Consider the following 15,031-nt stretch of genomic DNA (forward strand, 5'->3'; position numbering starts at 1 on the left):
CTGTCTGACATTCAAGAGGATCGCTGGCTCCGGGACATCCGGTCCGGGCCACCCGGCCTCTGCGACCGGAGTATGATTATGGCCAAGTCAGCTGGTCTTCGGGTGGTGTCGACTCCGTCCGGGCGAGCGGCGCCGGGGACGTCCGCGTCGGAGCAGCACCTGAAGCCGCTGCCACGGGCGACGCTGCCGCAGGAGATCGTCGCGGCCATCGCCGAGCTCATCTTGAAGAGGGTCTGGAAGCCGGGGGACTGCATCCCGCCCGAGAAGGAGCTGGCGGCCCGGTTCGCCGTCGGACGCTCCACGATCCGCGAGGCGATCAAGAGCTTGGTCATCCTCGGCGTGATTGAGGCCCGTCCCGGCGACGGCTCCTACATCCGCGAGGCAACGTCCCAGTTGCTGTCCGGCGCGTTCCAATGGGGCTCCCTGCTGACTGAGCAGAACCTGGGCGACCTCGTCGATGTGCGCGTGCTGATCGAGGTCGAGTGCGCAGGCCGCGCTGCGGCCGCCGGCGCGCCGGGCGTCGGCGCCCATCTGCTGCAGATCGTGGAACGTATGGGCGACGAGCGCAGCCGTTCCAAGGCGTTCATGGATCTTGATAACGAGTTCCATACGGCGATCGCCGCGGCTTCGGGCAACCCGCTCTACCTGAACCTGGCGCAGACGCTCCAGAGTCTCGTCGCCGTCTGGTACCTGGATACGTACCGGCTCGAACGAACGAAGGCAGCGACCCTCAAGGAGCACCTCGCGATCGCCAAAGCGATAGAGGCGCGGGACGAGCATGGGGCTCGTGAAGCGATGCGGCAGCATCTGCTGCGCGCCGCCGAGCGGCTGCGCAAGATCGTGGACACATCCGGGAGTGCCGGGTCGGATCAGCCCGCAGCACCTGCTGCGTCCGCCTGATCCAGGGCCAACGGGCAGGATGCCGGAGCGGGCAATCGAGCTCGCCCTCCCTGCCCTCGGCAGCCGGGGGCGGCCCCCGCGCAAGGCACGAGTGCCGACCCTGCACCGGGTAGTCCTGCACGAGGCACGGCAGAAGGCGCCGGACGGCCTCCGCGACCCTCATGCGCACCGTCGCGAGAGGCGGGAGGCATGGCCAGGGCATTGTCCCGGCCCCTTATGATACGGTTTCCGGACGATCACTTTCGGAAACCGTATCACGAGCCCGCGCGGCGCCTGAGCGAGGCCGGTTTCCGCATCGCGAAGCGATCATCCGGAAACCGTATGAGACCTGTGCGCGGCAGGTGTTGAGAGACCTGGGCGCGGCCCGCCGATGCGACCATGCATGGTAGCTCATGACATGATGGACCCCGATACGGTGTAGTCCGAAGGCTTCGCGCGCAGGTCTCGTTACGCCTGACAAGGCGCGCGCTCGTCCCCTGACGGGACCGGCCCGGCCTGGATGCCGATCGTCCGGGCTGACCTCAAACATCAGACAATCTGAATTTCGCGCTTGACGGACGACGCGGCGTTCCGGCAAATGTCTGACGTTCACAACATCATACGCATGCTGCTAGGGAGGCAAGCGATGAGCACCATCACCGACGCCCGCATGAGCCGGCGGGGCCTGCTCCTGGGGACGGCCGCGGCGACCACCGTCAGCACGTTCGGCATCAGGACCGCCAAGGCCGCCGCGGCCTACGAATACAAGTACGGCACCAATGTTCCGGCGACCCACCCTCTCTCGATGAGAGCGCAGGAGGCCGCCGACGCCATCGCCAAAGAGACCGACGGACGCTTCCTGCTCCGGGTCTTTCCCAATAACCAGCTCGGCGGCGACACCGATATGCTGGCGCAGTTGCGAAGCGGCGGGCTCGAATTCTTCTCGGTCTCCGGCGTCGCCGGGCTGTCAACCCTGATCCCAGCCGGCGCCATGTACGGTATCGGCTTCGTTTGGCCGGACTATCCGACCGTCTGGCGGGCGATGGATGGCGAACTCGGCGTGCTGCTCCGCAAGCAGATCAATGCCGCCGGGATCTTCGTGATGGATCGAATTTGGAACAGCGGGTTCCGGCAGATCACCACGCGCTCCACGCCGATCACGAAGCCGGAGGATCTCGCCGGGCTGAAGATGCGGGTGCCGGTGAGCACTCTATGGACGTCGATGTTCAGCGCTCTCGGCGCATTTCCAACCAGTATCAACCTTTCCGAAGTCTACTCCGCGTTGCAGACGAAGGTGGTCGATGGTCAGGAGAACCCTCTCGTAACGATCTCGACGGCGAAGTTCTACGAGGTGCAGAAGCACTGTGCTCTCACCAATCACATGTGGGACGGTTACTGGTTCCTCGGCAACCGCCGCGCCTGGGAGCGTCTGCCGACCGATCTCAAAGAGATCGTGAGCCGCCACATCAACGGCGCCGCGCTACGCCAGCGCGCCGATGTGGAGAACCTCGGCAACAGTCTGCGGGCGGAGCTTCAGGGACAGGGGCTCGAATTCACGGAGCCCGACCGGAGCGCCTTCCGCGAGAAGCTGCGCAAGGCCGGGTTCTACGACCAATGGCGAAAGAAGTTCGGCGATCAGGCCTGGGGCGTCCTCGAGGAGGCCGTCGGCAAACTGGCGTAGCGCACGAGCCAAGGCCGGTCGGCGCACGACCGCGGCCCGGGGGACCGAACCGCAGCAAGGAGGAGGAAACATGAAGACGGCGAGCACGAACCTCGTGGGCGAACTGGCGCCCCATGGCATCCTGGACGGCATCCCCCTTGGCTCACGCCGATGGGCCGCCCGGCTGGACGCAGGGGTGGGCCTCCTCGTCGAGATCCCTGCGGCCATCCTCGTTCTGACCGAGATCGTCGTCCTCCTCGCCGGCGTGATCGGGCGCTACCTGTCGCGCCCGCTCATCTGGACGGACGAGCTCTCGTCCATCCTCTTTCTATGGCTGGCGATGCTCGGAGCCGTCGTTGCATTCCGCCGTGGCGAACACATGCGCATGACGGCCCTGGTCGCCATGGCGAGCCCGCGGACCCGCGCCTTCCTCGACGTGATAGCCATTGCCGCGGCGCTGGCGTTCGTCGCGCTCCTGATGGAGCCATCCCTCAACTTCATGATGGATGAGTCCTTCCTCACCACCCCGGCGCTGGAACTCTCCAACGCGTGGCGCGCGGCCGCGCTGCCGGTCGGGTTCGGGCTGATGCTGGTGATCGCTGTGCTCCGCCTGATCGAGGTCGGGAACCGGCGCTTGGTGCTCGTGGCGCTGGCGCTCGTCGGAGCCATCGCCGCCGGCCTGGCCGCGCTCGAGCCGGTGCTGCGCGAGCTCGGCAATCTGAACCTGCTCGTCTTCTTCGTCGGTATCGTCGGCGGGCTGGTGTTCAGCGGCGTACCGATCGCGTTCTCGTTCGGGCTGGCGACCGTTGGCTTTCTCGGCCTCACCACGAACGCGCCCATGGAGGTCGTGGTCGGGCGCATGGATGAGGGCATGTCGCACCTCATCCTGCTCGCGGTGCCGCTCTTCGTGTTCCTCGGCCTGCTGATCGAGATGACCGGCATGGCGCGCGCGATGGTGACCTTCCTTGCCAACCTGCTCGGCCATGTCAGGGGTGGCCTGTCCTACGTGCTGATCGGTGCCATGTACCTGGTCTCCGGCATCTCGGGGTCCAAGGCCGCGGACATGGCCGCCGTCGCGCCGGTCCTGTTCCCCGAGATGAAGCGCCGCGGCGCCGATCCCGGCGACCTCGTGGCGCTGCTCGCGACCACCGGCGCCCAGACCGAGACCATCCCGCCGAGCCTCGTCCTGATTACCATCGGGTCCGTGACCGGCGTCTCGATCGCCGCGCTGTTCACCGGCGGCATGCTGCCCGGCGCGGTGCTGGCCGTCGCGTTGGGGGCCGTCGTCTGGTGGCGCTACCGGAATGAGGATCTCTCGCACGTACGCCGGGCCGGTGCGCGGGAGATCGGTCTCAGCCTGCTCGTCGCCCTCCCGGCGCTGGCACTGCCCTTCGTGATCCGGGCCGCGGTCATCGAAGGCGTCGCGACCGCCACCGAGGTCTCGACCCTCGGCATCGCCTACTCGGCCCTTGCCGGGCTGCTCATCTACCGGCGGTTCGACTGGCGCAGGCTGATGCCCATGCTCGTCAGCACGGCCGCCCTGTCCGGGGCAATCCTGCTCATCATCGGCGCCGCCACGGGCATGGCCTGGTCTCTGACGCAGTCCGGATTTTCGCGCCAGCTCGCAGCCGCCATGACGGGGCTTCCCGGCGGAGCGGCAACCTTCCTCGCCGTCTCGGTCCTCGCCTTCGTGGTGCTGGGCAGCGTGCTGGAGGGCATCCCCGCCATCGTGCTCTTCGGCCCGCTGCTGTTCCCCATCGCGCGCGAGGTCGGGGTGCACGAGGTGCATTACGCCATGGTGGTCATCCTGGCCATGGGCGTCGGCCTCTTCGCTCCGCCGTTCGGCGTCGGCTACTACGCCGCCTGCGCGATCAGTGGCGTCAGCCCCGACGCGGGCATGAGGCCGATCCTCGGCTACGTCATGGCCCTGCTCGCAGGCCTGGTCCTGGTCGCCGCGATCCCCTGGATCTCCATCGGATTCCTTTGAGGCGACTCCCGCGCGCCGGCCGGTCGCTGACACGCATCGGCTCCCACCACCTCGCACCGAGAACGACGATGCCCAGAACTCACGACACCACAGACAGTTTCGACTACGTGATCGTCGGCGCAGGGGCTGCGGGCTCCATCCTGGCGAACCGCCTGACGGAGGATGGCCGCACCACCGTCTGCGTGCTGGAGGCGGGCCCGAGGGACTGGCACCCCTTCCTGCACATCCCGGCAGGCTTCATCAAGGTGCTCTTCGACCCCGCCTTCACCTGGCAGTTCTCGAGCGAGCCGACGGCCAACACCAGCGGCCGGCGCATCCCGATCCCGCAGGGGCGCACGCTCGGCGGCTCGACCTCCATCAACGGGCTCGCCTACAACCGCGGCCAACCGTCGGATTTCGACGAATGGGCGGCATCGGGCAATCCGGGCTGGGGATACGAAGACGTGTTGCCCTACTTCAAGCGCACGGAGCGCAAGATCGGGGCCTGCGACGAGGCCTTCCGCGGAAGATCGGGAGAACAGGCCGTCACCGACATGGATTGGGTTCACCCAATCTGCGAGGCGTTCATTGCCGGAGCCGTGGGGCAGGGCATGCCGCGCAATCCGGACTACAACGGCACCAGCCAGGAAGGCGTGGGCTACTACCAGCGCACGATCATGAACGGCTGGCGGCAGAGCACCGCTCGCTCCTTTCTCCGCCCGGCGAAGAAGCGGCGCAACTTGGAGCTGCGCACGAGGGCCCAGGCCACGGCGATCCTATTCGAGGGGAAGCGTGCGACAGGCGTGCGTTACGCATGCGGCCCGAGCCGGGACACCCCATGCGAGGTGCGGGCCCGGCGCGAGGTGATCGTATGCGGCGGAGCCATCAACACGCCGAAGCTGCTGCAGATTTCGGGGGTCGGTCCGGCGGCGCATCTCCAGTCCATCGGTGTTCCGGTCGTGCACGAGCTGCCCGGCATCGGCGAAAACCTCCGGGATCACTTCTCGGTCCGCATGGTGGCCAAGGTGAAGGACTGCCTCACCATGAACGAGTTGGCGCGCGGGGCCCGTCTCGGGGGCCAGATCGCGCGGTGGATGGTGGGCCTTCCCAACATCCTGGCCTTGAGCCCGTCGCTGGTGCATTGGTTCTGGAAGTCGAGGGAGGGGCTGAACGCTCCTGACATCCAGGGCGTGTTCACGCCAGCGAGCTACCGCGAAGGCTATATCGGCGTCCTCGACGATTATCCTGGCATGACCTGCGGGGTATGGCAGCACCGGCCGCAGAGCACCGGTTACGTCCGGGCCCGCTCGTCCGATCCGTTCGAGCACCCGGTCGTACAACCGAACTATCTCGAGGACCCCTACGACCGGGAAGTCCTGCTCGGGGGTATGCGGGTGGCACGCCGGCTGCTCCGCAGCTCGGAGCTGGCCAGGTTCTTTGACGCCGAGACCATGCCTGGCGACGGCGTAGTCGGTGACGACGAGCTGCTCGATTACGCCCGGCGCTTCGGCGTGTCCTCCTATCACGTCATGGGCACGGCCCGTATGGGCCCGGCCCGCGACGCGACAACGGTGGTCGACGACCAATTGCGTGTGCATGGGATCGAGAGGCTGCGCATCGTCGACGCCTCCGTCATGCCGAACATGCCGTCCGCGAATACCTGCGCCTCAACGATGATGATCGCGGAAAAGGCGGCGGACATGATCAGGGGATTGCAGCCCCTCTCGCCTGGTGGCTCGGCCAGGGCAGCGGCCTAAATCCAGACGTTTTCTCAAATACTTGGAATGCTTGCGGAGCGCATCATGAAAGCCATGGAACTGCAACGCTGTGCCCGGATCGCCGTCGAGATGTGCGGCTCCGTCAAGCCCGGGGAGCGGGTGCTGGTCGTGACCGACACGATGCGCGACCAGTCGGTGGCCCAGGCGCTCATGGCGGCAGCCATGGCGGCAGAGGCCGAGCCGGTCCTGGTCGTCATGCCAACGCGGCGGAGCAGCCCACAGGAACCTCCGGCAGCGGTCCGTGCGGCCATGCAGGAGGCGGATCTGACGTTCCTCTACACGACCTATTCGCTGACCCACTCCTCGGCCCGCGTAGCAGCGCAGAAAGCCGGTGCGCGGGTCATCACCATGCCTGGAGTGACCGAGGATGGGTTCCTGCGCACCCTCTCGGTGGACATGGACCGTTTGGTCGCCCTGACGAACCGTCTCGCGGAGCGGGTTGCGCGGGCGCGCACCGCCCGGGTCACGACCGAGCTCGGGACCGACATGCGTTACGAGCTGGAGCACCCCTTGGCGACGCTCGACGGCGTCGCCAAGGATCCCGGCGACCTCGACGCCTTCCCTCCGGGCCTGTTCCTCAGCGTTCCGAGGGCACGAAGCGCATCGGGCGTGGCCGTCGTGGACGGTTCCATCACCCAGATCGGCCGCGTGACGTCGCCAGTGACGATGTCGTTCGAAGACGGCCGCCTCGTCTCGATCAAGGGCGGCAGCGAGGCGGCCAGGCTGTCCAACTTGCTGGCATCGCTCGACGATCCGAACGCCTACGCGTTTGCCGCATGGGGCATCGGGACGAACCCGGGGGCGGCTCTCATCGGCGAGGATCCCAGCTTTGAAGGCGAGCGGATATACGGGTGGACGCACGTCAGCACAGGAAGCAGCGCGACCCTGCCCGGCGGCACGGTACGGGCCAAGATCCACCTGGATGGCATCATCGGTCGGCCGACGATCTACCTCGACGAGGAGATGATCCTCGACAGCGGGAAGTTCGTCGGAGAATTTGCCGAGGCGTGAGAGCAAGGGGCACAGTCCCAAGTGGGACGCTGCAACGCACATGAACTCTTTCTGCCTCGATGACCTCGGGTATGCATAACAAGTATCGATCGCGCTTGATGAGAAGCTACAAATAGCAAGCTCGATCTTTATGATTGATCCGACCAACGGAGAGGGACTGGCCATGGCCAAGAACCACTACGACATTGCCCTCTTGCCCGGCGACGGCATTGGACCCGAGGTGACGGACGCTGCCGTCGCCGTCCTCACCGACGCCTTGAAGCGTCACGGCATCACTCCACACTACACCACCTACGAGGCGGGTGCGGCGTATTATCAGAAATCAAACGAGGCGATTTCAGCCGCGTCCATGAAGGCCGTCGGTGAGGCCGACGCCATCCTGCTTGGCGCGATGGGCTTGCCGGACGTGCGTTACCCGGACGGCACCGAGATCGCACCTCAAATCGATTTGCGCGAGCACTACGGCCTGTTCGCCAGCCTGCGCCCCTGCCGCCTCTTCCCGGGTGTGCCCACCCGTGTCCGCGCCGACACGATCGACATGGTGGTCATCCGGGAGCTGACCGAAGGCCTGTTCGCTGGCCGTCACGACCCGACGGAACCGAACGATGAAAGCGCCAGCGACCGCCTGACGATCACCCGCGCCACGAGTGAGAAGCTGTTCCAACTCGCCTTCGCTCAGGCGCGCCTGCGTCGCCGGCTGCATGGTACACCCGGGCACGTCACGCTCCTCGACAAGTCCAATGTGCTGCGCAGCAACGCCTTTCTCCGGAAAGTTTTCGACGAGGTGGCAGCCCGGCACCCCGATATCGGGACAGCGCGTCTCTACATCGATGCAGGCTCGATGATGCTCGTGACCAACCCCGAGCGGTTTGACGTGATCGTCACCGAGAACGTGTTCGGTGATATCACCTCCGAGATCGCGGCCGGCGTCGTCGGTGGCCTGGGCGTGGCGCCCTCGGGCGACGTCAGCGAGACACATGGCATGTTCCAGCCGAGCCACGGCACCGCGCCTGATATCGCGGGCCAGGGGGTCGCAAATCCCATCGCCGCCATTCTGTCGGCCGCCATGCTGCTCGACTGGATGGCCGACCGGCACGCGGACGAGCGCTGCGCCAGCGCCGCAGCGGCGATCCGCGCGGCGACCTGCCAGGTCCTCACCCATGGACCGAAGACTCGTGACATCGGCGGCACGGCCGGAACGGCTGACGTCACCCGGGCGATCCAGAATGCGCTGACCTCCAGCGCTCTGGCTGCGTAAGGAGGCGGGCATGTCGACAGTCGCGATCGTCGGTTGCGGCGCGATGGGCTCGGTCTATGCCGCGCTCATGGCGTCCGCCGGCCACGAGGTGCATGCCGTTACGCTCTGGCCCGATCACGCCGAAGCAATGAGGACGAAAGGCTTGCGTGTCGAGGGAGCGAGCGGTGATCGCACCGTGCAACTCGCCAGTGCCGGCACGACCACGGACGCGATTGGGACCTGCGATCTCGTGATCATCGCCACCAAGGCGTTCGACGTCGAAGCAGCGGCACGCTCGTGCGTGTCACTGATCGGACCGGAAACCGTGGTGCAGACCATCCAGAACGGCCTCGGCTCACCTGAAATTGCAGCTTCTATCCTGGACAAAGACAAGATCGCTGTCGGGGTCGTTGGCGGTTTCGGCGCCTCAATGCGCGGACCCGGTCATGTTCATCACAACGGATTGGAGATGATCCGCTTCGGCGCCTTGGCCGGGTTGCCGTTGCGGCGCTTGCAGGCCGCGGCCAAGATCTGGGAGCATTCTGGGTTCAAGGTCCATCTCTTCGATGATGTCCAGCGCATGGTCTGGGAGAAGTTGATCATGAACGTTACTTTCTCGGGGACCACCTGCGTGACGGGCCTCACGATCGGCGGCGTCATGGCCGATCCAAACGCTTGGCAGGTGGCACTGGGTTGCGCGACGGAGGCGATCGCGGTCGCTGAAGCGATCGGCGTGGTGCTCGATGTCGGCGATCCGATCGAGCACATCAGGAAGCTTGGCGGCAAGATCCCCGACGCCAGGCCCTCGATGCTCCTCGACCACAGCGCGGGCCGCCGCGGCGAGGTCGATGCGATCAACGGCTCGATCCCACGCTTGGGCAAGCAGTACGGTGTCCCAACGCCGATCAACGAGACGGTCGTCGCCATCATCAAGGCACGAGAGGCGGGCTTCGCCGCTTGATCGACTCCTGATCGAGCCGGTCGATCCTGATGAGGCGTTCGGTCTGGGTGACCTGAGATGCGCCACCCGCTCCCGTTTGTGGGAGGTTATGTCAACAAGACGAGCGATTCCCCACGGCCGGGGTCGCCGCGTCCGCTGACGCGCTTGGCGCCGGAGGCCCGCGAGGCGGCTGGCGGCAGGGAATCGTGGTCATGGCCTGCCTCCATCGGGTGGCCCGGCTGGTATCCAATGCAGGGTGGGCTTGCAGGCGCGGTGAGGCGAGACCGTTCGGTCGATATTCTGGGCGGAGGCTGCCACCAGCGCCAAGCCTGACGTCTTGCGGAACAAATTGCGTTCCCGCGTCACGACGCTTGAACAGTCCTGCACAGTAATTTCCTCACTCCTTGATGCCGTGAACATTTGGAGTATCTTGAGCGTGTCACAGGCTTGGCCATTCGGGTGCCTGTGAAGGGGGGGACAGGCCGTGTCCCGCAAGCAGCAAGAGCAGGGGACCCCGCTTCAGACGGACGCTGAGCCATCAGTGTACCGCGCGTATCTGCTCAGCCCGGACGATCGGATCGTAGGCGTTCAGTCCATCGAGGCTCACGATGATATCGAGGCGTTGATGGGCGCCCGCATGCTCGCAGTGACGAACGCCGTGGAGCTATGGAATGGCTCTCGCCGCATTATCCGCGTGGACAGACGGGCGCATTGATCTTGTGGCCATGAAGCATCGTTGCGGCCTCACTCCTGTCGCGCCACGGAGCGTTCTGGCATGATCGCCCATGGTCTGAACGATCATGAGCGGTCATGGTTATCGATGGAGGGCCAAGCTGTCGTCCAACGCGTGGCGCCTCCAAGCCGGATGCCGATCTGAGAAACGGCGCCTTATCACTTGGCTTCCGCGGTTTTCTCCTTGAGGGTGTAGGAGCCGATCTTCATGCCGATCGTCTGAATTGCGCCCTCGGTCGCCGAGGCGATGCGCCCGCTCTCGATGCGGAAGGTGCCCGACGCTCCCGTGTACTTGCCCGTGCCGCCGATCCACTGGCCCTCACCGACGTTCTTCGGTCCGAGCGGCTGCGAGGCGTAGGTATAGCGCTCGTAGATGTGATCGCCATCAGCGTCCACGAATTGACAGTAGCCGGAGTTCTCGAACACTTTCTCGTTGCCGTCCATCTGGAACGTGCTCAGGCAACGTCCAGACATCCCGTTCATGAACGGCTTACCGTCCGCATTCACCGCAGTCATCATGCCGACATTGACTGCGGCTGCGCGATTCGGTCCGATCGTCACCGGCTTCGTTCCGGCGGGGCTGGTGAAGGTATAAGAAACTCGGAAGTTGTCTTGCTTCGGTAGCTCGGCAGCTTGAGCAGAAACGCCCACGGCGAGGCTTGCCGTGGCCATGATAGCCAGCTTGTGCATAGCCCTACTCCCTAGACAGTCGATGTTGACTATCAAGATACATGCTGATGTGCGCGTTGGATTGGGTCAAGCGCCATTTCGAATTAGGGCCTGTCGTCACTTGAGCCAATCGAGAGTGGCGGCCAGACAAAGGATGCCCATGAAGCTGACGGCGGTCTTTTCGTAGCGGGTGGCGATGGCCCGCCACTCCTTGAGCCGGGCCCAGAGCCGCTCGACAATGTTGCGGTTGCTGTAGATCCACTCAGGACAGGCGAGCGGGGCCTCGTTGCCCTTGGTCGGGATCGCTGGCCGTGCACCGGCGGTCCAGATCGCCTCGCGAAAACGGTGGCTGGAGTAGCCGCGGTCACCCACCACCCACTGCGGCACGCCGGGCAGTCGATCGAGCAACGGGAGAGCGTGCGGCAGTTCATGCGCCTGGCCGGGCGCGAGGCGGAACGCGATCGCGCGTCCTCGCCCGTCGGCGATCACGCAGGCCTTGGTGCCATAGCCGCCACGCGAACGGCCAAGAGCTTCACGATGGTCTCGCTCGGCTCCAGATCCCCCCTTTTGGCCGCGCCCGCCGCCTTCTGGTGAGCCCGAATGCTCGTGGCGTCGAGAAACACCATGCCGAGCGCGACGCCGCGGGTCTGCACGAGGTCGAGCAGCCGCTCCCAGACACCGGCGCGCGCCCAGCGGATGAAGACCTGGGCGGCTTGCCACCAGGGACCCAGCTCGGCCGGGATGGCGCGCCAGGAGGCGCCGTTGTGATGCCGCCAAAGGATGGCTGAGATCGTGCGGCGCAGTTCAAGGGGCGGCGTCTTGCCTTTGGGCCGGCAGGCTTCCACCAGCGGCTCCAACTCGGCCCACTGGGCGTCCGTCAGCATCGCGTCTCCTCACTCAAAGTGGGGAAACGCTCATCAGCCCAGAGGGTTCAAGCGACAACAGGCCCTAAATCCTATACTGTGAGGGGCGGCATAGGTCGGATTGATTAATCCGTTGCCTTGTCGATCCGACGGATCCCGAGATCTCGACGGGGCAGTCCGTGATCGTATCTGGGCGTCCGATAACGCTATTCATCGCCGGACTGTGGGCGGGCGCTGCGGATTGTGGTGGCTCACCCGCACGTGCGGCCCCGGCCGCAGGGACTCGGGACAACCTCCACGGTCCGGGAGGCGGTCGCCGCCTGCGGCACATCGAGCAGGACGCGGTAAGAGGCCGCCGGCCGGCACCCTGACACCTTCAAGGCGCCGCCGGCAGGAAGATTCCCGGAGGTGATCCCCGGGGCTACAGCCCCGTCCCGACCAAGCGCGGCCAGCAAGCGCGGCCAAGCGGCGGTGGTCGTCGTCTCGCGGGAGGCCCTGAGGAGCCGGTCGCCCGGCAGGGCTTTCGTGCGCTGGCGCCGGAGGCCCCCTTCGGTCACCAGCGACTTCGCGGCGACGAGCCGGCCTCACCAATTTCCCTCAAGCAGGTCCTGCAATATCGGGCGATCCAGCGTCAGGCCGGCGACCCGTCGCTCGAGCTTGCCGTTCTTGGAGCTTGCCGTTCTTGGCGGGATCGGGGGCAGGACGTCCGTCCGGACCGTGAGCCAGAGGGCGCGTGGCGGAGACTGGGAACCGCGTCGCTGGCGGAGGGTCCGCTCAAGACGACCGAACACCCGACGAGGAGGGATCCAGGCCTCGTCGGGTGTCCGCAGCCGTGATCAGAGATGCTTAACGGCCACCGCCGCCAGCGCCGTTGCCACCGCCACCGCCGCTCCCCTGAGGGATGGCCCGCTCAGGCTGGTCTGCATTGCTGCCTGCCGCAGCATCGGTGCTGATCTGCGAGGCTCCCGTGCCGTCGGGGGCGTAGAACAGATCGGCCTCGTTGCCCGTGGTGCCCGGCGCACGACCGAGCGTTCCAGTCGTAGCAGGATCGCGCGGCAACAAGGTTTGAGCGTTCGCAGCCCCGGCGGTCGCGAGAGCAAGTGCTGTTAAGACAGCTGCCGTGATTGAGCGCATTACGATTCTCATGTTGGAGGTACGGCTCCAACGCAGGCACGGCGCCCTGGTTCGCCGCCTGTCATCGATTATTTTGCTTCGGCACGAAACGACACAAATACGCCCGGCACAGGGTTAGGACCTTGCCGAGCGTATTTGCTGACGCAGAGAGGTGATGGGGGGCCAACGCCAGCTCTCGGCGAGTGTTCCATCTCCGAAAGGTGGCCGCCCGATCCCAAGCTGCCGCTGCCGCGGGTCAGATGATCGGCCGCTCGATCCGGCAGCACACGCAGTCTGCGCCCAGCACGTCCTCCGTCCGCCCCTTCAGCGCACAGGCGAGCGCCTTCTCGATCAACTCGCGTCCGTAGCCCCGCCGCGCCGCCTTCTCGGGCTGCAGGTTCACACCGCTCTCGACCCAGTTCAGGGCCACGTGCTCGACGGCGCCTTCATCGCGGGTCAGCGCCCACGTGACGGAGAGCCGGCCGGCCTCGTCCCGCAAGGCGCCGGACTTGATCCGTGGATCGACCGGACTCCGTACGGGTTGCCGAGGAACACCCGGGCTTTTCGGGAACTTGGTCCCGCCGAGCGTCCGGACGAATGGCGTCCGGATGCGTCTCCGTTCCTCCCGGGAGCCAACCGCATGCACCGCCGCAGCTTTCTCGCCAGCATGTTATCCGCCACGGCCGCCCTCGCCGTCACGCGGACTGCCGTCGCGCAGCCGACGCCGGCCGGCGCGATCCCGACGCCGATCTATCTCGCCATGGCCACGAAAGGCGGGCTCTTCCTCGAGAACACCGCCCGCGATGCCTTCGCCAAGACCGCCAATCCGCGGGTGAAGAAGTTCTCCCGGGCGGAAGTCACCGAGCAGGTCAACCTCGCCAACAAGATCGACGCCGTGACGGGCGGGGCGCCCCCGGCCGCGGCCGGCGGTCCGCCCGGCCCCGGGGGCGTGGTGGGCGGCCTCGTCGCCGCGCCCTTCGCGGTCGCGGGCGGCGTGGTGGGGGCTACGGCGGGCGCGGTCGGCGGTGCGCTGGGCGTCCCGCAGGGCGGGGGCGGCATGACCTCGGACGAGCAGAAGGCCCAGATCATGGCCCAGCTCAGCGGCATGCAGCCGGGCCCGCAATACGACGCGATGTTCGTCAACGCGTCGCTTCAGGGCCATCAGGAGGCGCTCGCCATCCACGGGTCGTATGCCCAGAGCGGCGAGGACCCCGCCCTCCGCCGGATCGCCCGCGGGGCCCTGCCGCTGATCAACCTGCACATCTCCCAGCTCAGCCAGATGCAGCGGGCGATGGGCGGTCCGCAGGGCTGAACGCCCCGCATCGCGCGCCAAGCGCGCGATGCCTCGCGCCGAGGCCCGCCGCCCGGCGGGCCTCGGCTGACAGCTGGCCTACCGGCCGTTCCGCTTCAGCCACGCCCTCATCTCGGCGATCTCCTTCTCCTGATCGTCGATGATCTTCTGGGCCATGGCCCGGGTCTGCGCATCCTTGGCGTGCTTGAGCGCCACCCTGGCCATGTCGATCGCGCCCTGGTGGTGCGGGATCATGTGCGTGCGGAAGTCGATATCGGGGTTGCCGGTATAGGCGACGTGCATGGCCCGCATCATCGCCCTGTCGGCCTCCTCGAAATCCCGGGTCGAGGGTGCGTCACCCGTGGTCGTGCCGCCGTGGTGATGAGCGGGGCTCTGCGCGAGGGCGGTGCCGGCCAGGCCGGCGGCGAGCAGCGTGGCGGTGAGTGCAATGCGGGTGGCGGTCATGGAATCCGTCCTGTCGGTGGGGGTCAGTTGAAGCGGCCGCTGGCCGTGGTGCCGTCGGGGGCGGTGAGCTGTACGGCGCCCTTGGGCACGGGGCCGAGGGCGACCTCGGCGGTTCCGGTCAGCTTGCCGGCATCGTCGGGCGCCAGCGCGATGCGCGCGGGCCTGCCGTTCACGACCAGGATCGCGGTGCCGCGGAACCCCGTCGCGGGCAGGGGCGTCTCGTTGCCGTCCAGGACGTAGACCTCGATGATCCTGTCCCGGGCGACGAGTTCGAGGTGATACCGGCCGGCATCGGTGACCCGGCCACCATTCCGGCCGGTGGAATCATGGGCGCAGACCGGCAGGGCGAGCAGCAGGCTGCCGGCCGCAGCGAATCTCCAGGCGATCATCGCGTCGTATCTCCTTCCGAAGGGGGGTTTGCCGAAGG

13 protein-coding genes are annotated in these 15,031 nt (G+C 66.6%); 8 read left to right on the plus strand and 5 right to left on the minus strand.

Translation table 11 applies throughout. From position 1 onward, the window contains the following. The first annotated feature begins 78 nt into the window (after window positions 1-78). The 7 genes from ACE101_RS03275 (at window position 79) to ACE101_RS03305 (ending at window position 9,492) form a co-directional block, all read left to right on the plus strand. Window positions 79-900, plus strand: coding sequence for a FadR/GntR family transcriptional regulator (locus tag ACE101_RS03275; RefSeq protein ID WP_379126112.1), 822 nt, complete (start codon window positions 79-81; stop codon window positions 898-900). Between the two features lie 625 nt (window positions 901-1,525). Beyond that, on the plus strand, window positions 1,526-2,560 hold the full coding sequence (locus tag ACE101_RS03280; RefSeq protein ID WP_379126113.1) for a TRAP transporter substrate-binding protein: 1,035 nt from the start codon (window positions 1,526-1,528) through the stop codon (window positions 2,558-2,560). A 70-nt stretch (window positions 2,561-2,630) separates the two neighbouring features. Then, complete coding sequence (locus ACE101_RS03285; protein ID WP_379126114.1) at window positions 2,631-4,526, plus strand: TRAP transporter large permease; 1,896 nt, start codon at window positions 2,631-2,633, stop codon at window positions 4,524-4,526. Between the two features lie 68 nt (window positions 4,527-4,594). Further along, a complete protein-coding gene (locus ACE101_RS03290) occupies window positions 4,595-6,262 on the plus strand; it encodes a GMC family oxidoreductase (protein WP_379126115.1) in 1,668 nt (555 codons plus the stop codon). A 45-nt stretch (window positions 6,263-6,307) separates the two neighbouring features. Then, window positions 6,308-7,294, plus strand: a complete 987-nt coding sequence (locus tag ACE101_RS03295; RefSeq protein ID WP_379126116.1) for an aminopeptidase — start codon at window positions 6,308-6,310, stop codon at window positions 7,292-7,294. Window positions 7,295-7,457: 163 nt separating this feature from the next. After that, complete coding sequence (locus ACE101_RS03300; RefSeq protein ID WP_379126117.1) at window positions 7,458-8,552, plus strand: isocitrate/isopropylmalate dehydrogenase family protein; 1,095 nt, start codon at window positions 7,458-7,460, stop codon at window positions 8,550-8,552. 10 nt (window positions 8,553-8,562) lie between these two features. Continuing rightward, window positions 8,563-9,492 carry a ketopantoate reductase family protein gene (locus tag ACE101_RS03305; RefSeq protein ID WP_379126118.1) on the plus strand — a complete coding sequence of 310 codons (930 nt, stop codon included), beginning with the start codon at window positions 8,563-8,565 and terminating at the stop codon, window positions 9,490-9,492. Between the two features lie 870 nt (window positions 9,493-10,362). On the opposite strand, the gene ACE101_RS03310 is transcribed toward ACE101_RS03305, so the two are convergent. From ACE101_RS03310 to ACE101_RS03320, 3 genes are all read right to left on the minus strand, one after another. Beyond that, a complete protein-coding gene (locus tag ACE101_RS03310) occupies window positions 10,363-10,893 on the minus strand; it encodes a hypothetical protein (protein ID WP_379126119.1) in 531 nt (176 codons plus the stop codon). Window positions 10,894-10,989: 96 nt separating this feature from the next. Next, window positions 10,990-11,756 (minus strand): IS5 family transposase gene (locus ACE101_RS03315; protein WP_379126120.1). Its coding sequence is split into 2 segments (ribosomal slippage): window positions 10,990-11,441 and window positions 11,441-11,756, totalling 768 coding nucleotides; the frame shifts between segments, so codons are not numbered across the junction. A gap of 1,348 nt (window positions 11,757-13,104) precedes the next feature. Continuing rightward, on the minus strand, window positions 13,105-13,347 hold the full coding sequence (locus ACE101_RS03320) for a hypothetical protein (protein WP_379126121.1): 243 nt from the start codon (window positions 13,345-13,347) through the stop codon (window positions 13,105-13,107). 141 nt (window positions 13,348-13,488) lie between these two features. On the opposite strand from ACE101_RS03320, the gene ACE101_RS03325 reads away from it, so the two are divergent. Then, the gene (locus tag ACE101_RS03325) at window positions 13,489-14,160 is read left to right on the plus strand and encodes a DUF4142 domain-containing protein (RefSeq protein ID WP_379126122.1); all 672 of its coding nucleotides are present in this window, start codon (window positions 13,489-13,491) and stop codon (window positions 14,158-14,160) included. Window positions 14,161-14,238: 78 nt separating this feature from the next. Here ACE101_RS03325 and copM read toward each other — a convergent pair whose 3' ends face one another. Together copM and ACE101_RS03335 are read right to left on the minus strand one after the other, a co-directional pair. Continuing rightward, on the minus strand, window positions 14,239-14,604 hold the full coding sequence (gene copM, locus ACE101_RS03330) for a CopM family metallochaperone (protein ID WP_379126123.1): 366 nt from the start codon (window positions 14,602-14,604) through the stop codon (window positions 14,239-14,241). A gap of 23 nt (window positions 14,605-14,627) precedes the next feature. Then, window positions 14,628-14,993 carry a hypothetical protein gene (locus tag ACE101_RS03335; RefSeq protein WP_379126124.1) on the minus strand — a complete coding sequence of 122 codons (366 nt, stop codon included), beginning with the start codon at window positions 14,991-14,993 and terminating at the stop codon, window positions 14,628-14,630. Window positions 14,994-15,031: the final 38 nt, after the last annotated feature.

Origin of the sequence: Methylobacterium carpenticola (assembly GCF_042748905.1) — a bacterium.
Lineage (GTDB): Bacteria > Pseudomonadota > Alphaproteobacteria > Rhizobiales > Beijerinckiaceae > Methylobacterium > Methylobacterium carpenticola.